The following is a 22,525-nucleotide window of genomic DNA, read 5'->3' on the forward strand; positions in this document are numbered from 1 at the left end:
TCATGAGTGAGGGGCAGGGGAGTTGAAGTGTCGAAGACACTTTTTTATTCTGCAATAAGATCGAAATTGCTTGATAACATAGATCCAGCAGAGTAGTGGAGACGAACAAAACCATTATAATATGTAATTTTTCCATCTTTTTTGTAAGCGTTTATAGCTAAATTTTCTTTTTGAGTTTTTCCAGCGGTACCTGTATTAGTGTAAATATAGTTCCCGGCATTTAAAACAAACTGTACATAGTTATTTTTGTCTACAATAGATAAATTCCTTCGTAATTTGAAACGATAATTTGTTCCAACCACAGAACTATTTACTTTTACGCCTGAATAAATCATATTTTCTACATTAGAAGGTTCAATAAATCCCTTAACCAGTTTACCAGAAGAATTTCTAAAGTAAATTTCTAATGTAGGATTAACCGAACTAACGGGACCTAAAACAATGAATCCTTCTCCAGTATACAGTTTTCCTGGGCTGGGATTGCAATCAATACCATCTGATAATGCAGTATTACTATAGACTTTTTTTAATCCACCTTTGTTTCTTGCGTGATATGACATTTTTTTCCTCCAAATTATATATTTGTAATGCATTACATCTTATAAAGAGCAGGTTGTTGGATAAATTGTAAATATATATTTGGATTATTTATAAAGATGTAAAAACACTTTTAATTTACATCTGAATAAGAAATTTGTCTTTATAAAGTGAAAGCTATAAAAATATTTTTATAACACAATAACAAAGAGATGAGGTGAATGCAATGGAACAATTGCTAATGCAGACTTATACGATTGTATTGCCTATTTTGTTAGGTTACATTGTTTGGTTATTGAAAAGCCAGACGAGGGATCGTAATGCATCTAAAAAAGGTACGATGTTGCTTTTGAGGATGCAACTAATAGAATGTCACGATAGATACATGGAGCAGGGGTATATTTCTACAAATGCATATGAAAATTTCTGCAAAATGTATGATGTCTATCATGAACTTGATGAAGATGCAACAATTGTTAAGATGAAATTAGAAATTGAAAATTTGAAACTTACAGAGAAAGGAAAATAGAAATGAAATCAATTAATTGGCGTGTGCGCTTAAAAAATAAAAATTTTTGGGTTACATTTATTCCTGCAATGATGATGCTGGTACAGGTGATATTAAGTATATTTGGATATTCTTTTGAAGTTGAAAAAGTACAAGGTAAATTACTAGATTTAGTGGATGCGGTATTTACAGTATTAGTTATCGTGGGAGTAATTAATGATCCAACAACAGTAGGATTGTCTGATAGTAAAGCTGCCATGGAATACTCTCAACCAAAATAATAATTGGAGAAAATAGATATGACAGAAAATGAAATTCGACAAAATGTTGTTAATACTGCAATAAGTTATTTGGGTTATAACAAGCAGGATGGTACATATAAAAAAATTATAGATAGGTATAATACATATCAACCCTTACCGAGAAGCTACAAGGTTACCTATAAGGATTATTGGTGTGCAGTTTTTGTATCTGTAATTTCTATGTTATGTGGTTTGACAGATATAATGTTTGTAGAATGCAGTTGCAATGTAATGATTGAGTTGTACAAAAAAGCTGATCGCTGGCAGGAAGCAGATGATTATGCCCCGTCAAAGGGGGATTTGTTACTATATGATTGGGACGATAATGGTCAGGGTGATTGTACAGGAATGCCAGATCATATTGGTATTGTTGTAGAAGTGTCTGGGAATATGATGAAAGTAATAGAGGGAAATAAGGGAAATGCTGTTGCATATCGAAATATACAGGTGAATGGACGATATATTCGAGGATATTGTTTACCAGATTATGGAAGCAAAGCTCAAAGTACAATCACGAATCAACAGATTTCAAAAACAGCAGAATCAAATAAATCAGAGAAGAAAGTTGCATATGCGAAAGAAAAAGAAAATACATATGCAGGTAAATATTTGATTATTGCCAAAGAGGGACTTAATTTACGGTATAAACCAGGTGAAATATCACAAGATAATCTTATTCTGACGATTCCATATCAGGAACAGGTCATTTGTTATGGATATTATACAACGATAAAAAATGTGAAATGGTTTTTGGTTACCTATAATGATTTAATAGGTTATGTATCTTCAGAGTATTTAAAAAAAGAACAGGTATAAGTGGTATTGAAAGAAACGTTTGGTGGGATCCAAAACCCTCAGATTATACGCATTTTGGACTTGCCATGTTTCATGAAGTTTCCACATGCAGGAAACTGACGTATATAAACAATATCAGTCATAGATCAGGATCAGACCTGAAGAAATCATATGTCCCGTTGGGACAGCAAATCATAGGTGGGAGCATATCCCCACGATCAGAACAGATGTGGCAGCATCGTCGAATGGGCAGGAGATCGCCTGCGAGAAATCAAAATACAATCGGGGGAACCCCGTTTATACATAGATAGAAAGAAGGAATCCGCACACTGGTGCGGATTTTTTGTATGCAAAAAAGGAGGAAAGAAAAAAGAAATGAGGCAATTTTTTACCTTTTTCTTGTCGTATGACTGGTTTGGATTCCGGCAGAAAAAGAAGAAACAACAAAGAAGGGATTTCCGGTTTCATGGCGATGTCACGCATCTGGGAGCAAAAGCACGTTTTGTGCAAAATGTAGAAGCAGTCAGGCTGTTAAAACATCTGGAGAGGGAAAAACGTCTGGCAACAGAGACAGAGCAGGAAGTATTGGCACGATATGTCGGATGGGGCGGTCTTTCCCAGGCATTTTCAGAGGATGATGCAGCGTGGGCGTCCGAACACAAACTCCTGCAGGAATTATTTACGAAAGAAGAATACCTGGCTGCCAGGGCAACGGTTACGGATGCTTTTTATACGGATCAGGGAATCGCTAAATCCATGTGGGAAACCTTGAAGCGGTTTGGCTTTTTCCAGGGAAACTTGCTGGAGCCGTCGCTTGGGATTGGAAATTTTTTTAGCATTATGGATGCAGGTCCGATGATCCACCGCTATGGGGTAGAGATCGATCCTGTGAGTGCGCGTATCGCAAAACAACTCTACCAAAAGGCTGAGATCACACAGGCCGGACTCGAAAATACCGGGTATGAGAATAACTTTTTCGACTGTGTCATTGGAAATGTCCCGTTCGGAAATAGCCAGGTGGCAGATGCGCGCTATGATCATTTTCATCTAAAAATCCATGAATATTTTCTGGTCAGGAGCGTGGACCTGATGCGGGCTGGCGGGATTGCAATCCTGATCACCGCAAAAGGGACACTGGATGGGAAAAATACATCATTCCGGAAACTGCTGGCAAAAAAGGCAGTACTGCTTGGAGCAGTGCGGCTTCCCATAGAAGCATTTCAGGGAATGGCAGGGACGAAAGTCACCAGTGACATCCTGGTGCTGCAAAAGAAGGAGCATGCGCTTTCGGATACTGTCACATGGGTGGATACGGTACAGACACCGAATGGCTTCCGGATCAATTCGTATTTTGTAGATCATCCGGAGCAGGTCCTGGGTGATCTGCAGGCAGATACCAGATTCCCACATGCGTTTTTCATCACAAAACCGGATTTTTGTGCGGATGATGTGAAAGCGGCACTGGACCGGATCAAGGGAACGCTGCCGGAATGCGTACATACAGTGGAATCAGTGTATGCGCCGGCACCGGCGGATGTGAAGAATTACACCTACTTTTTCGATGAACGCGGGGCACTATATTTCAAACGGAATTCTGTGATGGAAGCGGTTTCTGTCGGAAGAATGGCACGCCAGAGGATTGCCGGGATGGATGAGATCCGGCATCTGGTACACCGCCTGTTAAAGTTACAGCAAAAGACGGGAACAGAAGAGGAACTTACGTGTGTGCGCCGCCAGCTAAACCAGACTTATGATGCGTATGTGAAACGGTATGGGCATTTGACCAATATGGGAAACAAGGTTTTCCGGGAGGATGCAGACTATCCGCTGCTGTGTGCCTTAGAGATCGTGGAAAAGGATCACGTCCGGAAAGCGGATATTTTCTATCACTGCACCATGCGTAGACAGGAAGTGGTCACAAAGGTGGATTCGTCAGTGGATTCCATCAGTTTGAGCTTAAACCAGTATGGAAAGATCAATCTGCCGTATATGGCAGGACTGGTGCAAAAAGAAGATGAGACAACGGAAGATGCCATGAAACGTCTGATTCAGGAATTGCAGGGACTGATCTACCCAGATCCGGCACGTTACCGGAAACAGACACCTTACGAGGGATGGGTGACTGCCGGGGAATATCTGTCCGGCAATGTCAGAAAGAAGCTACGTTTTGCGCAAGGCGCTTTCCGGGCTAACCCGAAGCTGTTTGCAGAAAATGTCAAGGCATTGGAGCAGGTGCAGCCGGAGGATATCCCGGCAGGGGACATCTCCATCCAGATCGGAATCCCATGGATCGAAGCAGCGGATTATGAAGCATTTCTGTATGAAACGCTTGGGACACCGGGATATTACCGGCGTGATCCGAAACACCCTTCCGATACGGACATTGCGGTAAAACAAAATCCCGTCACAGGGGCTTACTTTATCACCAATAAGGCATCACAGGCATCTGTTTTGCAAGCGAGTGAGACCTATGGAACCGTGCGGATGGATGCCTATACAATCTTCCAGACATCGTTGAACATGCGGAAAGTAGTAGTCAAAGACCGGATCGATCATTCCGATGGCAGCGTGACTTATGTGGTGAACCAGAAAGAGACCATGCTGGCTTCCGAAAAGCAGGAGCTCCTTCAGATGAAGTTTAAGAGCTGGCTGTTTGAGGAACCGGGACGAAGGAAAAAGTACGTCCGATATTATAACGAAACATTCAACCATACAAGACTGCGGGAATACGATGGCAGTTTCCTTACGTTTCCGGGGATGAACCCGGCATTCGAACTCAAGCCTTACCAGAAGAATGCGGTGGCCCGGATACTTTTATCCGGAAATACCCTGCTGGCACATTGTGTCGGGGCTGGAAAGAGTTTTGAAATGATTGCTGCCTGCATGGAACTCAAGCGCCTTGGACTGGCACAAAAGCCGCTGATCAGTGTACCAAAAACACTGGTCCGCCAGATGGCTTCCGAGTTTCTGCGCCTGTATCCTGGGGCACATATCCTTGTGACTTCCGAGCGGGATTTTACGAAAAACCGCCGGAAAGAATTCATCTCACGCCTTGCGACCATGGAGTATGACTGTGTGATCATGTCCCACAGTCAGTTTGAACGCATTCCGATTTCACCGGATCGAGAGAAGATGATCTTACAGAGACAGTTGAATGAGATCCTTATGGGGATTGAAGAACTGAAAGCCAGAACGGGGGAACACTGGACGGTCAAACAGATGGAGCGGGAGCGAAAGTCGATCGAGACAGAACTGAAGAGACTGCAGGATGCATCAAAAGATGATGTCATCTGTTTTGAAGAACTTGGGATCGACTGCATCTTTATCGACGAGGCACATATCTACAAAAACTGCAAGATCTTTTCCAAGATGGGAAACATCCCCGGCATTACAAGTGCTGCATCTAAGCGGGCATCCGATATGCTTGCCAAGTGTCAGTACCTGAATGAATGCACGCCGGGGCGCGGTGTGATCCTGGCGACGGGGACACCGGTGTCAAATTCGATCTGTGAAATGTATGTGATGCAGCGTTACCTGCAAAGCGACAAACTTTCAAAGATGGGATTACAGCAGTTTGACAGTTGGGCAGCGACCTATGGGGAGACAACGACGGCATTGGAGCTGGCAGTGGAAGGCAATGGCTACCGGTTTAAGACCAGGTTTAACCGTTTTAGGAACCTGCCGGAGCTGCTGACGATGTTCCGGGAGATTGCCGACGTGCAGACCAGGGATCAGTTAGACCTTGACGTGCCGGAGGCAGAATACCGGGTGCAGGTCGCAAAACTGGATGCTTATGGAAGAAAGATCATGGACAGTTTCGTGACGCGGGCAGAGCAGATTCATAACGGGGGCGTGGATGCCTCAGTGGATAATTTTTTGAAGCTGACAACGGATGCAAGGCTGCTTGGCACAGATGCCAGACTTCTGGATCTGGAAGCACCAAAAAACCTGGATGGAAAGCTGGAGCAGTGCATCGCATGTGTGAAACAGGAGTATGATGCGGTTTTAGCAGAAGGAAAGATCGGGACTCAGCTTGTCTTTTCGGATATCGGAACCCCAAATGACGGGAGCCGGTTCAGCGTTTATTCCTATATCAAAGAAGGACTGATACAGAATGGAATCCCAAAAGAGCAGATCGCGTTTATCCATGATGCAAAAACAGAGGAAAAACGGCAGCGACTGCTTGATCTGGTGCGGGAAGGGGAAATCCGGGTACTGATAGGATCTACCGAAAAATGCGGCACCGGAGTCAATGTACAGGACCATGTCATTGCCCTGCACCATATCGACTGCCCATGGGTCCCGGCCCACATCGAACAGCGGGAAGGGCGCGGGATACGGCAGGGGAACGAAAATACCAGCGTCCGTATCTATCGGTATGTGACACAGGATACCTTTGATGCGTTTTTATGGTCTGTGCTGGAAAATAAGCAGCGTTTCATCTCCCAAGTGATGCATGCGGGAACGACAGCACGTACCTGTGATGACATAGATGAGATGGTGCTAAATTTTGCGGAGCTGAAAGCGATCGCCACAGGTAACCCGTTGATCAAGGAGAAGATGGAGTTAGACAGTGAGGTGCAAAAGCTCCAACTGTTAAAGGCACACTATGACTCCCAAAGGTACGCCCTGCAGGATGCCTATCTGGAAGAATATCCGGCACGCATCCGAAAAGAGACGGAAAAGCTCTCCCGGCTGCAGGAGGATCAGAAAACCATTGCTAAGGAAACAAAAGATATGTTTTGCATGGAAGTGGAAGGTATCGCCTATTTGGAACATGTGGAAGCTGCACAGGCGGTGGAAGATCTGCTCTTACGTGCGCCAAAGGGTGTGAAAGTGGAATTGGGACGGTACAGAGGCTTTAATATCTTATATCAGCAGGACATCTTTGGTCGGAACTTAGGTATCTGTGGTCGGAACACATACTGGATTGATGCGTCCCTGTCCGGAAGCGGCTGTATCCGGCGTCTGGATAATTTTTACGCGTCATGGGACAAGATGGAGCAGAAGATCAAAGGAAAGATAGAGGAATACCGATATGCGCTGAAAACAGCAAAAGAGGAATATGAAAAGCCGTTTGAGCGGGAAGCGGAACTGATCGAAAAGAGCCAGCGGCTCTCACAGATCAATGCGTCCCTGGAACTTGACCGGGAGGATGACAGCGGGGAAGCAGTCGCATAAAGCGGCAGTAGGAAATAAAGGAGATAGAAAAACATGACAGTAAAAGAAAAACTGAAACAGGAAGAAGAGAAATTGTTGGAAAGTGTTAACGATTCGTATCGGGACATGATGAGGGCACAGTTTGACTGCATCTTTGAGGAGCTGGAGGAACGGTGCGAGAAAAGTCCGGAATATGCAGCGCGGGTGTTACTGCCCCATAAGAGTTTCACACGCTGCATGAAGTATGCCATGAAAAAGATCATGGAGATCCGCACGCCGACGGAGAAGGAAAAAGAACTTGCCCGAAAGCAGGAAGCTCCGATCGTGACACCGGTTTCTTCCGATGTGTTATTCGAGTGGATCGATGAGTATTATGAGCTTGACGATAAGGAAGCTTATGAGAAAGAAATGCAGAAGCAGGAAGCGGCACAGACTTCCAAAAAGAAGAAACAGACGGTCAAAAAGCCGGCAAAACCATTGCTCGATAACCTGCTTGGAAAAGAAGGCGGCGATGCGCCAGACCTGAAGCCATCCAAAGCAAAAAAGAGCAGACGCAAAGAACTGGACGGTCAGTTATCGCTGTTTCAGATATAAGAAAAAATGAAAAATGTGGCAGCACCTAGTTTGTGTGGCAGGGCGGGAATGCCCTGGACGGGGATTTTATCCCTGTCTGCTGTTACAAAAAAGAAATGAAGACAGGCAGCAAGAAGGCTGTCTGGGAAAGGGGATATATGAAGATCGCATATAAGGCATTCCGACCGGACCTGTCCTGTCAGGCAGGCGGCAGTACTTACCAATACCAGTTACAGAAGTGGAATGAGATCAAGGAGGCAAAATGCAGGGAGACAGGTTTTCACTGCGCGGAAGATCCGCTGGACTGCTTAAGCTACTACCCGGTATGGGAACAGGCGGTATATTACATGGTGGCGGCAGATGGAGACATTGACGAGGATGCCTGTGATTCCAAGATCGCATGCACAAGGCTCCGGTTGCTAAAAAAGATGACAAAAGAGGCGTACATCTATGTGGCATTGGTCTATATGGTGCAGCATCCGACACGTAACTGGAATGCCAATGTAAAGAGAGAACGTGCAGTTGCAGACCGCAACCAGATGGCAGTCAGCCGGGGAAAAAATCCAACAGCTAAGGGTGGTCTGGGTGCAGTATTAGGGCTTGCCAGGGAAGCACCGGATGGATGTGGAATCACAGAGATCGCGGTGTGTGTGGTAGACGGGAAACGATATCTTCCGGATGTCTATTATGACGTGAACGGAAATCAAGTGCTTATGTAAGGAGGAAAAGGAAAATATGAAACGACAAGTGATAAAAGGTTATCCATGGCCGGAAGAAAAATATAGTATCGCAATAAGGAAAGCAGTGATCGACGATGGGATGTATCTCATCGTCGATTTTGTATCTGACAAACCACAGCTTCGGGTCTGCATCGGTAAGAAGGAATATGCCAATTATTACCCGGAAGGAACTTCGGTTACCGTTCAGGGGAAGAAACATGAGACATACGTGGTTTTGCCGGACAGTTGGGACCAAAAGCAGATCGCAAAAGTGATCGAGTCAGACTTACTGGTAAAGCAGGCAGTTTCCTATGATGATGGCGGAACCGGGGTAGAAAAGGAAAATCTGTGCGGATGGATCGGGTTAAAAGAACACGATTGTCAACAGAAACTGACGGAACGCAAACACGAGATCCGAAGAGACCGGATTCAGGAGTTTCAGGCACTGGTGCCGGAGATCCCATCCGGATTTTTCAGATGGGCGAGAAAACAGTGTGAGGAACATCTGTTTACTTATGAGCCGTTCCGACGGCGAAAACAGACGACCGGAATCTGCTCCAACTGCGGGCAGGAGTCCGTAGTGGAAAACATGCAGCAAAACCAGACGTATATCTGCCCAAAGTGTAACGCAAAGACCAGGACACGCCGCATGGATTATAAACATAAAAATCCGCGTCCGGTTCAGTATAAAGAACGGGAAGTGATCCTGTTCCAGCGTGTGGAAGGCGGTTATGTGGAACGGCATTTCATAAGCTGGATGAAACTGGCGGTTGCCAAGGAAAAGTATGGATGTGAGGAAAGTGCAAGAATCTTTCTCCGGCATGGGAAAGAGAGGACTTTCTATGCGAAATATAGTTATCTCACCAGAGAGGTATTCTGGGACGATGCCAATTTTGGTTATTTTGACCTAGGTGGGATGATACGGATCGAAAATGGTCCCATCTATCCCTATACGTTTCGCAAAAGCCTTACCAAAGGTACAAAATACCAATACTCGGCACTGGAACAGTTGCGGAAAGAACCGGGATTTTCCCCGATTGAATACCTGCAGCGCTATGAAAAATACCCAGTATTGGAGCAGATGGTCAAAGCGGGACTTAGGAAACTTGCATTACAGATGGATCTGTCAAAGCTGAATCTGAAAGCAAAAAAACCATGGGAGTTATTTGGACTTACGAAGGATGCCTTTCACAGACTGCGGCAGATCAATGGGGGAAAAGAGGAGATACTGTGGTTTCAGTATATGGAGCAACAGCATCTTACACTTCCCAATGCGGTTATCTGTGGAATGGCAAAAGAAGGCATTGAGCCTGTAAATATTTCCGGTGTGCCACTATCTCCGACGGTCATCTATAATTACCTGAAACGGCAGGCGACTGGATGCAAGGGCAGACGGCACATGCGGGAACTGCTTGGCACTTGGGAAGATTACCTTTCCATGGCGGCATATCTGAAGATGCCGATGGATCAGGATATGGTCTTACGTCCCCGCGACCTGCTTTTGGCGCACCGCGAAGTGCTCTCCCAGTGTGGAGGAAAGGAGAAAGGGCTCCGGGTTGTAGAGATCGCTAATAAATTTCCACGTGTGGAAACGGTACTGGCATCCATCAAAGAAAAATATGAGTATGTTGGAAAGACATTTTCGATTGTGGTTCCGGAAAAGATTGAGCAGATCATAGAGGAAGGACAGGCATTGAAACATTGTCTTGACCGTTCAGACCGCTATTTTGAGCGGATCGCAAACCAGGAGTCCTATATTGTGTTTCTGCGTCGGACAAAAGCAATGGAGCAACCCTATTATACGCTGGAGATCGAACCGGATGGTACGACACGTCAGAAGCGGACGGTGGGAGATAACCAGAATAATGATTATCACCGGGCAGAGAAGTTTTTGAAAAAGTGGCAGGCGGCGATCAGACCAAGGCTTTCACAGGAGGATTTTGAGCGTCAGGAGATCAGTCGCCAGTTGAGGATGTATGAACTGGAGTCCCTGCGTAACGACAAAGTCACCGTCCATGGCGGAAGCCATGCAGGGGAACTGCTGGCGGATATTTTAGAAGCTGACCTGATGGAAGCATAAAGATTTACAAAGGCATATTTCGTTAATATACATATTCCCAAGAAAAATATGAGGAAATATAGATGAAAAAAACAGAAAAAAGATTAATAACCTTGTCAGATGGAACTCGCATGGGTGGAGAATTATTAGTATTTAGAACAGATGCTCCGGCAGAAGTGTTGTCAGAGTTGGAAAAAATATCCTGCGAGATTTTTATCAACGGAGCTGATTATGAGGACGTTCCTATATGGGCAGATGTTTTAAAAGAGAAGGGGTATGAATTTACATCTATTGATTCATGCACCCATGTAACTGCTTACGGCACATCAAGTGATTGGCTAGAGGAAACTTTTGGAGAAATCAATGAAAAATATGTCATTGAGGACCAACCCGACCTATTTTTAGGAGCTGACCTGATGGAAACATAGAAAGTTTTCAAAATAAATTGATTGATTTGAAACAATAGTATATGCTAGTAGATAGGTAAAAGGAGATGGAAGCGCATCTGCAAAAGGATGTGTGCAGGAGACAGAGAAAGTGTATCTGAAAAAGATTTCTTTAGAGAATTTTAGATGTTTTGAAAAAGTCGAGGCTGACTTACAAAAGAAACTGACATTGGTTGTTGGTGCGAATGGTGCCGGAAAAACATCTCTGTTGGAAAGCATTGCCATTGCAATGAGTACCATGTTTACGGCTTTTGATGGAGCAAAAGCTATGAACATCACGAAGGAAAGTGCTCATCTGAAGGCATATAAGATCGGAAGTACCGATAACGTGCAGCCACAGTATCCGGTTCGGATAGGTGCATGGGCACAGTTGGATGAAAGACCGGAGATTTACTGGGAGAGAACGCTAAATACTGCAAAAGGGAAAACCACGATAAAAGATGCCAAACAGATCCTGGAAGTTGCATCAGATTACCAGAAACGGCTCCAGGAAGGGGATACCTCATTACTGTTGCCGATCATTGCTTACTATGGTACAGGCAGACAATGGGATTATCATCGTGAAAAGCAGACGGACATTTCTGAAAAAAATACAAGAACGAACGGTTACATTGATTGTATGAGCGGAACGGCAAATATCAAATTGATGATGAACTGGTTCTTAAAAATGACAGTGCAAAAATACCAGAATCAGGAAAATGGGTATGGACCTGTACCGGAGCTGGAAGCAGTTTTTTCCGCGATGGAGCAATGCTACAATCGGATCACCGGTTCCAACGATGCAAAGATTCAGTACAATATAGGAACCAAGGAAATTGATGTTGCTTATACGGATGCACAGGGAATGCGCATGCGTATCCCACTAAACCAGTTGAGTGATGGCTATAAAAGCACGATCAGTCTGGTGGCAGATATTGCATACCGTATGGCTGTATTGAACCCTCAATGCCTGGGCGAAGTCTGCAAAAAAACGGATGGAATCATTTTGATTGATGAGGTGGATCTTCATCTTCATCCGGCATGGCAGAAACAGATCTTACATGACCTGACGGAAATTTTCCCAAATGTCCAGTTTGTTGTCAGCACACATGCTCCGGAAGTGATCAATTCAGTAGCAAGGGAGCAGGTGGTTGTACTGGAAAACTATCAGGCATTACCGGCACCTGCAGAGACCTATGGAAAAGATGCGAATGGCATCTTGCGTGCGATTATGCGTGTAAAAGAGCGTCCAGATGACATTATGGAGAAATTTGAGCAGTTCTATCATGCAATCGATGCACAAGAGTATACACTGGCAAATGAGATCCTTGGAAACCTGGATGAAATCCTTGGGGATGATCCTGATCTTACAGCGATGCATATACAACTGGATTTAGAGCAGATGTAAACATTGTATAGAAAAGTGTTTTGAAATATCCAGATAATTGGTTGGAAAAACATAATTAGGTAGCAAACGTATCAGGCAGGCTTTGATTTAGAGAGATTCTGAATCAGAGCCTGTTTTTGTTTATTTGAATATGTAAAATGAGTATAATGTAATTTGGCAGAAGGGATCAAAATATGTTATGTTGAATATAAGAAAAAGTTGTTAGGAGAGGCTTATGACAAAGTTATATAAATATTTGATTTCCAATTATAAATCGAATGAACCTATCTTTGTTTCTGATCTTCAGATTTCGATATTAGATGCCAATCTCCAGCAGATGTTTAATTTACTATGTGATTCGGGAAAGATTAAGAGATTTGATACTGGTATTTATTATCTCCCGAAAGAAAGTCGGCTGACGGGAGGTGTCCCGCTTGGGGCTGATACCGTCGCAAGATATAAATACGTTTCCAGAAACGAAAGGATTGATGGTTATTATTCTGGTTATACGTTCGCAAATCAGCTTGGAGTTATTACACAGGTGCCGTATACATTAGAAATCGTATCAAATAATGCAAGTGCGAAAGTGCAAGAGGTGAACTTGCAGGGAAGAAAAGTGATTCTTCGTAAAGCAAAAATCCCTGTTACTAAGGAAAATTATAAAATATTACAGTTCTTGGATTTTCTCAAAGACGTAGAGTTGTATATGGATAAAAATAATGAAGTGTATATTGAGCGTATAAAACGGTATATTGTGGATGAGCAAATTTGTAAAATGGATGTGGACCTTTATATCAGGCAATATCCAGACAGGACATACCGTTCAATTTATGAAATGGGTTTATATGAGTTTTTTGTATAGTGATAAAGGACTAGCAAAAATGAGTGTGTTGTGGTGTTGCAGTAAATAAAGAAAGTGTGGAAAATATGAAGATATTTGTAGATGCCGATGCCTGTCCAGTTGTAGGAATCGTTGAGAAAATAGCTGAAAAATATGATGTGCCAGTTACTTTGCTTTGTGATACGAACCATGTGCTTGCATCTGAATATAGTGAAGTGATCGTGGTTGGTGCAGGAGCAGATGCAGTAGACTATAAACTGATCAGTCTGTGCCATAGAGGGGATATTGTAGTATCACAGGATTATGGTGTGGCAGCAATGGCTCTTGGAAAAGGCGCATATGCAATCCACCAGTCCGGGAAGTGGTATACGGATGAAAATATTGATCAGATGCTGATGGAACGGCATATAAATAAAAAAGCCAGACGAAGCTCCAGCAAAAATCACATCAAAGGTCCGAAAAAGCGGACAGGTGAGGATGATGAGCATTTTGCACAGGCATTTGAAAAAATGGTACAGATGGCTCAACAGGCTGTGGATATGAGCTAAATGGAATGGCAGATGGTGATTGATCCCAGAAAGGAGAGGATGGCGCATGGAAAATTATGAGCGTGAATGTGCGGAAAAAGAACTTTTGCTAAAATTACAGGAAGCGGAAGATGCAGTAAAGGACGACAAAGGCTGGCTGGATCTGAATGAACTGAAACTGCTTATGAGACAACAGGGATCATTATAATTTCTGAAAATCCTGGATAGGAAAAATTGAATCATGTAGTATAACAAACGGGACGGCTTCGGCTGTCTCTTTTTGTTTCCGTATTATTAGACGTGACATATACAACAGGTTATGGCTGATTAGATAGAAAAGATTGCATGAAAAAAGGAACCTGCATACAAACAGATTCCTTACATGAGGGAAAATCCCTGTCGAAGAATGGAAGACCAGTTACTTTTCTGATAAAGAAAACGGACGATGATTACTGTCTGCTTTTCTTCATCAATCGTATAAAAGGCAAGGTAATGATTGATGATCACAAAACGAATGCCCCAACTTGCAAGTACCGGCTCATCTACCAGACGGAACTTCTGTGGCAGGTCGGCTAATGAGCCTATCTGCTTAGCCACAGCATCTAACAGATGCTCCGCGGCATCCGGATTTTTGAGGGTAAATTCGATGTAATCCGCTGCCTGCATAATATCGTGTTCTGCGGTGGACGTGATATGAATCTGATAGCTCATCGACGGCGACGGCTCCTGATATCCGCCATAGCTTCAGAAAATGGTCTGGTGTTGCCTGTGGCAATATCGTCCATTCCTTCTTTGATCTGGCTGTAAAGTTCAAAGCGGCTGGTCAGTTCTTCGTAGGCTTCAATGCTCATGACAGCAAGATCAAGCTTCCCATTTTTTGTAATGAAAACCGGTTCAGTATAATTATGACAAAATGTGGAAATTTCATTGTAATGTTTCTTTAAATCAGCATTTGATCTGATGGTTGGCATAAAAACACCTCCTTGTTTGATAACAAGACTATATACAAATTTTGCTATATAGTCAATGGATATTCCATTTGTGTTAGCAGGAGAAATACAATGATTCACAGGTATCTGACGGTAGGGAGGGGAACAAGCCTGTTTGGGAATGCTCCCGGCGAGCTTTCAAAAATTCCTTGCTAGTTTCCACATTTTTAAAAGTGACGTATATCAAACATATAAGCCGGACATGATTCGGCAAATTGACATCATAGGAGGACAAAACAAAAATGTACGCACTTACACGAAGAATACCTGAACATCAAAATATGGATCAGAACGTATGGAAGAAAAGGATAAAGGCGGCTGCAATCCGCCTGGAAGGTGTCATGCTGCTTGGGAGTATGGCGGTGGTACAGATGCATGCGACAGAAGGAAGTGATATCTTCACAAAAGCCAAAGGGATGATGAATACCCTGTACAAATCCATTGCAGGGATTTCATCCGTAACGGCAGGCTGTGTTGCCGGCATTTGTCTGTATTTAATGTTTTTCTCGAAAAACAGAAATACGGTGGAAGAATCTATCGCCTGGTTAAAGAGGATTGCTGTGTGCTGGATCGCAATCATGCTGATGGCATCCATCATCTATTTTGTTACTACGAACCTTGGAATTGGGGACAACGCATCCTTATATTAAGATGTAGGAACCAATTCACTGATAGAGAGATCTCCTGTGCATTTGGTGCATGGGAGATTTTTTGGAAGGAGGAATAGTATGGCATGGCTTGTAAATGCCCTGTTGGAAGTCATTAAGGATCTGGTCTATGGAGCATTTGTGTTGATCACGAAGTGGTTTACCGGGACGTTGACACTTTCAACCGGGGAATTTCATGACATTTTTAACAAAGGGGAAGAAATGAACCTGTTAGACCTTCTGGTGGATGATGTGATCGGACCACTGGCGGTTGCGGGGGTGATCGGTATCATGGCATATCAGTTGTACCGTTCCATGTTTGCAAAGAAGGTACAGGGGGCAGTAGATGAACCATTGCCCCTGATCCTCTGGTCGGTAGTGGCATTTTTCCTTGTATTTAATGTAAAACCGGTATTAAACCTGTTTTCAGACCTCATTGCAAAGGCATGGGGCTGGATGGATGGTGTGACACATGAGTTTTCCACTAATTTTTCCCTGGATGCACTTTTATCAGACCAGAAGTTTGGCGATGACGGGGTAACCAGTTCCTTAAATTTTTCCTCAGGCATCGGTCTGAGCGGATTGCAGATGCTGATCGGCATTGTACTGGCAGCAGTCCTTGGGTGGCGGTATCTCAAACTGATGGTACAGTACGTGAAACGCTATGTGCGTTATCAGTTACTGCGTGTGCTGGCACCAGTTGGTATCTGCACGATTGGTTCTAACAGTACCCGCCAGATGGCACAGAATTATCTGAAACTGTATATTTCCTCGACGCTGTCCATGCTCTTTTCCGGCATGATGACGTATATCTATTGTTGGGCGATGATGCAGACGTTGCTATGGGAATCGGATCTGATTGCGGACAACATCTTATTGTTTTGCATTACCCTTGGTATTTATGATTTTTTCCAGTATCTCGATCAGTTATTGGAGAAGATCGGTCTGCTCAGTACCGGGATGCAACCGATCCGCTTGCCGATCGGAATTGGCGGAATATCTGCCGGATTGTCGTCTAAGGGACAGCAGATGGTTGTAAACTCGGCAAAAACAGCGTTCCAGACGTTAAAGATGGCAAAAGGGACACCAACCGGTGGGGAAACAAAAGGAACTTCTGCATCAGGCGGTGGAACCTCTGCGGAAAGGAAAACGGCTACTCCTGCAGCAGAACTGTTAAATGAGAGCGAAATTTCCAACGACGTAAAGGCAAATACCCAGGCATTTTCTGAGTCACTTGGTGGAAAGCAGTATCAGACACAACAGGGGGAAGTGCCAACAAAAGAGAACAGTTCCATGGCAGTTATGCGTACTGCCCCGGATGGAAGCATCAGCGCAAGAAATATAACGAAAGAAGCAAATGGAGATGGCTGGCGGGATCTTTCTACCGGAAACCGGTTGTCTGGCGCGGATGCGGTGCATGGACTGACTGGTGTGCAGGGGATCAACCCGTATGATCTGCAGCAGACCGGTGACGCACTGGAGCAACATGCGGCAGGAAAGCCAGGAAAAGAGCGGGCTTACGGGGCATTCCAGAGGGAGGATACCCAGTTTGCCGCAAAATTCCAGAAGAACGATGCCGGTGGATGGAATACGCTGGTGGGCGGCACATCCTATGAAACTCCACAGCAGGCAGCGGCTGCCCTGGGTGCAGACAGCATGGCAGTGTACGATGGAAGGTCCGACATGAAAGGGTTTGACATGGCAAAGATCGCGGCATCCGATGTAAACCTGGCAGATCAGGCAGCGTTTGAAGCAGGATTGTCAGAACATGCCGTATCCGGTCCGGCAGGAGAAAATGCAAAGGCTTATGGAGCACTCCATGGAGCAGACGGAGCCATTCATCCGGCAGAATTTTCCAAAACAGAAAGCGGATGGGAAGCAACGGTTGGTGGTCAGGCATATGCTTCAATACAAGACGCCGCAACTGCAGTCGGAGCTGACCGGGCAGATATCTATGCAGGAGCTCCAAAATCACTCCCGGCGGCACAGCTTAAAGGCGGTGGAGCAAACCAGGCATTGGCAGATGAGGCAGGGTTACGCTCCTTTGGCGTGGCGGCAATGCCAAAAAACCAGGGCTTCCAGGTGCATACCGTCGGAAACGGGGAAATGCATGGCATCTATGCGGATCAAAAGGGTGCGGTACATTCTTTTAGCGGAACCAGGGTGACGCAAACTTACGCACAGCAGAATCCGGAATCCTGTGTGCGGCTGGATGATACCACGTATTTGAAGATCCATGAAGGAAGTTCAAACCGCGCGGTCAATGCGTATGCGAATGCGACTACATTTAAAAATGGAACTTTTCAGAATAAATATGATACCAAAACCCACTTGAACAATGATGGCAGTGTGGGGGATGGAACCTGATAAACGGACAAGCCTCATTCCGGGATGGAATGGGGCTGTCTGTGCAAGAAAGGAGTTTTATGGAACAGAACAAAGGAGCACAGCGGGCTGCCTGGTTTGCAGGACAGGCAGTGAGTGCAGCGACAAATCCGAAACTGTTTATCGTAAAAGTGTTGGTAACGATTCTTGCAGTGCTGATCGGCTTTCTATTTGTGGTTGGGAGCCTGTTTGGGGTGATCTTTTCACAATTAGGATTTTCAAATTCTGCTGATTATACCAGTGAGATGTTTCAGATCGAAACGGAAAACCTGACGGCTGCCATGGATACCTATTTTTCAGATGCCGGGCATGTAGCTTCCATTTCTGCCCTGCTGGCAGATTTTGACGGGAGCCGGTATGGAACGTATGATACTTCCCATATGCTGCCCTCGGCAGGCACATTAAAATCCCTCTATGATGCGGTAGATGCAGATTATAATGGGGTGTATGAAGCACATACGCAAGTAACCGGGGAAGGACGGAAGCCGATGGTGGATGCAGACGGGACAAAAGTCGTATACGAAGGCTATACGCTGGTGTCTGATTATGATACCTTCTGGAGCAATGGGACCTATCAGAAGTATTTTCTGCCACTGATCCAAAATTCCTGTACGACAGAGGACATTACGAAAATGGAAAATGGGGACGGGAGCGTGTTGGAAGCAGACTTACCCGTTCTGATTGAGAGCATCCCATGGGGGAGTTGGGTGAGAGGGGAAGATCTTGTACGGGAAGAGACAACACAGGAAGTGATCACACGCGCCTATTACCGTTATTGCGGCTCGGAAGGGAAAACGTTTCAGTACCTGGATACAGGGAAACGCTATTATCTGGACGAAATGGACCAGCTTGCGGGGATCGGTGGAAAAACAAAAGAGCAGTGGGAAGCCTTATTTCAAAAACACTTGGAAAATGGGGATGGTATACTTTCTGATGGGGAATGGTGGCAGCTTGAAAGTGAGAGCATAACAACCGAGAAAGTCACCCGTTACATCACCTGCCAGTATACCATATCCCTGCAGGAACCGGTGGCATCCATGGTACAGACACAGTCCAGGGAGTATGCTTTTGTTACAGACGAAAACAGTTTAAACCTTGCAATCCGGCTGCTGAGATTCCTTGTGGGTGATCCGGCACCGGAGGATCAGGGTGTGTTTGGCTTCTTTAGCATCGCCAAGGACTTCCTGCTCCAGTGGAGTCCGGCAAAGATCCACAAGCAGATGACAAAAGAGGATTTACAGAGCATCAATAAGATCATTTCCTGGCGGAATGCCACCGCCAGCAACACATCATTTTTCGTAGGCGGCGGGGGCGCAATTCTTGGGGATTACACCCTTGGGGCAACAGCAGTGCAGTGTGCGCTGGCAAATCACAGTACGGATATATACAGTCAGGAGCGTCGGCTTTTGACCGGTTTTTCCGACTGTTCTTCCCTGGTGACAAAAAGCTATCAGGAGGCGGGATATGATACCCTTTATGGCATGACAGCGGCAGACCTGGGGCAACACTGTGACACGCGCGGTACGGCACTGTCCGGACCTGGGGAGTTGCGTCCGGGAGACCTGATCTTTTACCAGTATGGAGCTGGGAACGGGAGATACAAAAACATTGACCATGTGGCGATGTATGCAGGTGACATTGATGGGGATGGTGCGGCAGAGATCATCCAGGCATCGTATAGCCGGGGAAGGGTGTGCATTGATAAGTTCCAGACCAATAACCACATCGTTGGGTATGGACGTCCGTATGTGGCGGCTCTGGCAGGCAGTGTCGGGGATGAAAATGCGTTGTACGAATATCTGACGAAAACATGTGGGTTCAGTAAGGCGGGAGCCTGCGGTGTGCTGGCAAATATCTATGTGGAGAGTACCTATGATCCGACGAATGTAACAGGAAGATATTATGGCATCTGCCAGTGGGGAGATGACCGTTTACGGAATATGAAAAATTACTGTATCCAAAACGGTTATTCCCCGGATTCTTTCCAGGGACAGGTCAGCTTCATGGTATATGAGCTTGCCGATTACCCGGAACTGGTAACTTTTTTAAAGACGGCGACAGATCCGCAACTGTCGGCACAGGAATTTTGTGCCGGTTATGAGCGTGCAGTGGATTCCAGTGGGGCAGGGGCAAAGTATACGGGAAACCTTTACCCGGCACGCCGGAAAAATTCGTACCAGGCCTTGAAGAAAAGAATGAACGAAGCGGAACGTCTGTTTCAAAGTAAGGGATAAGCAAAAAGCCCGGTCGTGGAAACTGACCGGGCTTATATTCCACATGAAGATTTGAACCTATTGTGTTGTTTTTGCAATTATTTGTGTTCTAATTATTGATATTTTTGCTTTTCCTGTGTATAATAAATATAACAAATGAATCGATTATATTTATGAAAGAAGGTATGTTTTATGGCTCAGGCTACATTTAGTATCCGCATGGATGAATCACTAAAAAATCAGTTTGATAATTTATGTAAAGAGTTTGGCATGAATGCTTCTACTGCATTTAATATTTTTGCGCGTGCGGTTGTCAGAGAACGTAAAATCCCATTTGAAATCTCGGCACAGTCAAGCATTTGTTTAGAGGATGGGCGCGCTGCCTTTAATGCTCTGCGTCGTTCTGCTGAACAAAATAACCTGCAGGAATTATCTTTAGATGATATAAATGCAGAAATACAACTTGCCCGCAATAGTAAAGCATAAGGAGACGCTATATGAATTATCTGGTCGTTATTGACACGAATGTTCTTATATCCGCTTTACTATCCAAACATAGTGATGCGGCAACGGTTCAGGTGCTTAATGCTGTTTTTGACGGAACAATTATTCCTGTATTCAATGATGAGATTCTTGCAGAATATGATAATGTACTTCACCGTCCAAAGTTTAAGTTCCCGGATGCAAACATTCAATTACTTTTAGATACAATAAAAACCTATGGTGTATTTGCAGAGCAGCTTATTACAAATGAAATTTTGCCAGATCCTAAAGATCTTGTGTTTTACGAAGTTGTTATGGCGAAACAGGATGAAAATGCATACCTTGTGACTGGAAACAGCAAGCATTTTCCCAAAAAGCCGTTTATTGTTACACCAAATGAATTACTGGATATCATGAAATGATGTCTATTATGAATAAGAGAGCAGGATTCTACTCTGGCAGCTAATAATTCTGTCAGAATAAAATCATGCTCTCTTTGTTTCTGATATAAACTACGATGGGAGAAATCATGTGATATATATTTGAACTTTATAATGGAAACATGAGTGCTACCGTAATAGTAGGCGGTTGGCCTTTCAATAGGGGATAAGCCATATGTAGTATTGACTTTATAGCTGTGGTAAGTTTCGGCTTAACCTGTTTTGGTCTTGGATACACCTTTGGCAAGGATCATAATAAACCGCAAAAATAGATGCCCCAATATAAGCCAACTCATAAAACTGGAAGTCGTCTATTTCTTTGAACCATTGTTTTTATTGTCTTGTTTTTGCTTCTTTTTTTCTTTTATTCGCTCTTTAATCTTAAAAAATAATTTTAATGCCATTTGATTTGCTATCTGTCCCATAAGCAAACTCTCCTTCCATAATTCTAATTTTCCAATTTGACAAACTTGAAGTTAGCATTTTATTTCTGTTGTATCTTAGCCAAAATACTTTCTATTACAAGTGTTACTGTTATAAAGGCTCCTACAAGGGTGTAGTAGTTTAAGCCGTACATCAACGGCAAAAGAGAAATAACTACAGTAATAATTGAAAGGTTAAACAATGCTTTGAGAATACCATTCTTTTTCAATGAAAACAATGAAAGCAAGAAGATGGCAACAGTAAGTGTGGCTGTGATAAGTGGAGCAAAATTTGCATAGCCAAACGGTGTAAGGCTAAAGTATGAGAATGTTTCTTTTACTCTTTCTGTTGGAGATGTTGCAAAAATACAAACTGTTCCACAAGGCAATAATTCTAACACTATTGTTAAAGCTGAAAAAACCACTAAGCAGATTTTCTTCATGTTGTACATTTCCTTTACAAGTCCAAATTTATCTACGTGTTCCGTCATCATAAAAATGTATTTTCAAAGCTTTCTCAGTTGGGTAAATTGATAAAATCAAAAGAATACATTGAATTGTCATAAGAATCAATCCTGCAACTCCAATCGTATTCTTATCACTATGGTATAATGGAATATGTATCAAAGCAGAGGGTATAATCATTACCCATCCTATTTTCCACCAAAGTTTTCCGCAATAGTCGTGTGCAAATTTCCATGTATCCATATTTTTCATTGAACGAGTTGTTCTGTATCCATATATACCATTTATATGTTTGGGACAATGTTTCCACATTATTCTTCCACCGACAATCATAATAATTGGAACTAATAAATCACATATTAACATAAACAACCAAAAGCACATAAAATCCATCTCCCAACATTTCGATTTATCATACTGTTTTAGCATGAACATCTTCAATTTTTTCCAGTATACCACAAAACATAGAAAGTGTTCTTAAGATTATCTGAAGTTTCCGCAAAACGCAATGTGAAGTATATATACACTAAGGATATGGACAGAAAGAGTGGGAGGGAAGATGCAGCAGAAAATGATAACACAGAAGAGAACACAGGCAGAGTGCCGCCCGCGCTATCAGGAGGTGGCAGTCGATCATACTGCCGTTAG

At 43.9% G+C, this 22,525-nt stretch carries 22 protein-coding genes; 17 read left to right on the forward strand and 5 right to left on the reverse strand.

The window, feature by feature from the left end:
* Positions 1-44: 44 nt before the first annotated feature.
* Positions 45-560, reverse strand: coding sequence for a hypothetical protein (locus LG34_RS13240; RefSeq protein ID WP_109216488.1), 516 nt, complete (start codon positions 558-560; stop codon positions 45-47).
* Between the two features lie 194 nt (positions 561-754).
* On the opposite strand from LG34_RS13240, the gene LG34_RS13245 reads away from it, so the two are divergent.
* The 12 genes from LG34_RS13245 (at position 755) to LG34_RS13300 (ending at position 14,041) form a co-directional block, all read left to right on the forward strand.
* Positions 755-1,066 carry a hypothetical protein gene (locus LG34_RS13245; protein ID WP_347486822.1) on the forward strand — a complete coding sequence of 104 codons (312 nt, stop codon included), beginning with the start codon at positions 755-757 and terminating at the stop codon, positions 1,064-1,066.
* 2 nt (positions 1,067-1,068) lie between these two features.
* A complete protein-coding gene (locus LG34_RS13250; protein ID WP_109216490.1) occupies positions 1,069-1,326 on the forward strand; it encodes a phage holin in 258 nt (85 codons plus the stop codon).
* A gap of 18 nt (positions 1,327-1,344) precedes the next feature.
* On the forward strand, positions 1,345-2,163 hold the full coding sequence (locus tag LG34_RS13255) for a CHAP domain-containing protein (protein WP_109216491.1): 819 nt from the start codon (positions 1,345-1,347) through the stop codon (positions 2,161-2,163).
* A 354-nt stretch (positions 2,164-2,517) separates the two neighbouring features.
* Complete coding sequence (locus tag LG34_RS13260) at positions 2,518-7,323, forward strand: helicase-related protein (protein WP_109216492.1); 4,806 nt, start codon at positions 2,518-2,520, stop codon at positions 7,321-7,323.
* Positions 7,324-7,356: 33 nt separating this feature from the next.
* Positions 7,357-7,896 (forward strand): PcfK-like family protein, encoded by a 540-nt coding sequence (locus LG34_RS13265; RefSeq protein WP_109216493.1) that lies wholly within the window; start codon positions 7,357-7,359, stop codon positions 7,894-7,896.
* Positions 7,897-8,033: 137 nt separating this feature from the next.
* Positions 8,034-8,594, forward strand: a complete 561-nt coding sequence (locus LG34_RS13270; RefSeq protein ID WP_109216505.1) for a DUF7666 domain-containing protein — start codon at positions 8,034-8,036, stop codon at positions 8,592-8,594.
* A gap of 16 nt (positions 8,595-8,610) precedes the next feature.
* Positions 8,611-10,674, forward strand: coding sequence for a PcfJ domain-containing protein (locus tag LG34_RS13275; protein WP_109216494.1), 2,064 nt, complete (start codon positions 8,611-8,613; stop codon positions 10,672-10,674).
* A 62-nt stretch (positions 10,675-10,736) separates the two neighbouring features.
* Positions 10,737-11,081, forward strand: coding sequence for a hypothetical protein (locus LG34_RS13280; protein WP_109216495.1), 345 nt, complete (start codon positions 10,737-10,739; stop codon positions 11,079-11,081).
* A 109-nt stretch (positions 11,082-11,190) separates the two neighbouring features.
* Complete coding sequence (locus LG34_RS13285) at positions 11,191-12,486, forward strand: AAA family ATPase (RefSeq protein ID WP_158582192.1); 1,296 nt, start codon at positions 11,191-11,193, stop codon at positions 12,484-12,486.
* A 214-nt stretch (positions 12,487-12,700) separates the two neighbouring features.
* Positions 12,701-13,327, forward strand: coding sequence for a DUF6088 family protein (locus tag LG34_RS13290; RefSeq protein ID WP_109216497.1), 627 nt, complete (start codon positions 12,701-12,703; stop codon positions 13,325-13,327).
* A gap of 65 nt (positions 13,328-13,392) precedes the next feature.
* Positions 13,393-13,854 carry a YaiI/YqxD family protein gene (locus LG34_RS13295; RefSeq protein ID WP_109216506.1) on the forward strand — a complete coding sequence of 154 codons (462 nt, stop codon included), beginning with the start codon at positions 13,393-13,395 and terminating at the stop codon, positions 13,852-13,854.
* A gap of 46 nt (positions 13,855-13,900) precedes the next feature.
* Positions 13,901-14,041, forward strand: coding sequence for a prevent-host-death protein (locus LG34_RS13300; RefSeq protein ID WP_109216498.1), 141 nt, complete (start codon positions 13,901-13,903; stop codon positions 14,039-14,041).
* A 170-nt stretch (positions 14,042-14,211) separates the two neighbouring features.
* Here the strand turns inward: LG34_RS13300 and LG34_RS13305 are convergent, their stop codons facing one another.
* Complete coding sequence (locus LG34_RS13305; protein WP_021738820.1) at positions 14,212-14,544, reverse strand: type II toxin-antitoxin system RelE/ParE family toxin; 333 nt, start codon at positions 14,542-14,544, stop codon at positions 14,212-14,214.
* Positions 14,541-14,804: a type II toxin-antitoxin system prevent-host-death family antitoxin gene (locus LG34_RS13310; RefSeq protein WP_109216499.1), complete on the reverse strand. Its 264-nt coding sequence runs from the start codon at positions 14,802-14,804 to the stop codon at positions 14,541-14,543. The genes LG34_RS13305 and LG34_RS13310 overlap by 4 nt, the downstream gene beginning before the upstream one ends.
* Before the next feature lie 260 nt (positions 14,805-15,064).
* Here LG34_RS13310 and LG34_RS13315 point away from each other — a divergent pair, with 260 nt between their 5' ends.
* From LG34_RS13315 to LG34_RS13335, 5 genes are all read left to right on the forward strand, one after another.
* The gene (locus LG34_RS13315; RefSeq protein WP_109216500.1) at positions 15,065-15,472 is read left to right on the forward strand and encodes a hypothetical protein; all 408 of its coding nucleotides are present in this window, start codon (positions 15,065-15,067) and stop codon (positions 15,470-15,472) included.
* 78 nt (positions 15,473-15,550) lie between these two features.
* Positions 15,551-17,836: a hypothetical protein gene (locus tag LG34_RS13320; protein WP_109216501.1), complete on the forward strand. Its 2,286-nt coding sequence runs from the start codon at positions 15,551-15,553 to the stop codon at positions 17,834-17,836.
* A gap of 59 nt (positions 17,837-17,895) precedes the next feature.
* Positions 17,896-20,088, forward strand: a complete 2,193-nt coding sequence (locus LG34_RS13325; protein WP_181369380.1) for a phage tail tip lysozyme — start codon at positions 17,896-17,898, stop codon at positions 20,086-20,088.
* Positions 20,089-20,259: 171 nt separating this feature from the next.
* Positions 20,260-20,553 (forward strand): type II toxin-antitoxin system RelB/DinJ family antitoxin, encoded by a 294-nt coding sequence (locus LG34_RS13330; RefSeq protein ID WP_109216503.1) that lies wholly within the window; start codon positions 20,260-20,262, stop codon positions 20,551-20,553.
* Between the two features lie 11 nt (positions 20,554-20,564).
* Entirely contained in the window at positions 20,565-20,972 is a 408-nt protein-coding gene (locus LG34_RS13335; RefSeq protein ID WP_109216504.1) for a putative toxin-antitoxin system toxin component, PIN family, read from the forward strand.
* A gap of 502 nt (positions 20,973-21,474) precedes the next feature.
* Here LG34_RS13335 and LG34_RS13340 read toward each other — a convergent pair.
* Together LG34_RS13340 and LG34_RS13345 are read right to left on the reverse strand one after the other, a co-directional pair.
* Complete coding sequence (locus LG34_RS13340; protein ID WP_044963185.1) at positions 21,475-21,855, reverse strand: hypothetical protein; 381 nt, start codon at positions 21,853-21,855, stop codon at positions 21,475-21,477.
* 28 nt (positions 21,856-21,883) lie between these two features.
* Complete coding sequence (locus LG34_RS13345) at positions 21,884-22,261, reverse strand: SdpI family protein (protein WP_044963221.1); 378 nt, start codon at positions 22,259-22,261, stop codon at positions 21,884-21,886.
* Positions 22,262-22,525: the final 264 nt, after the last annotated feature.

The sequence above is a fragment of the Eubacterium ramulus genome, from assembly GCF_003122485.1.
GTDB lineage: Bacteria > Bacillota > Clostridia > Lachnospirales > Lachnospiraceae > Eubacterium_I > Eubacterium_I ramulus_A.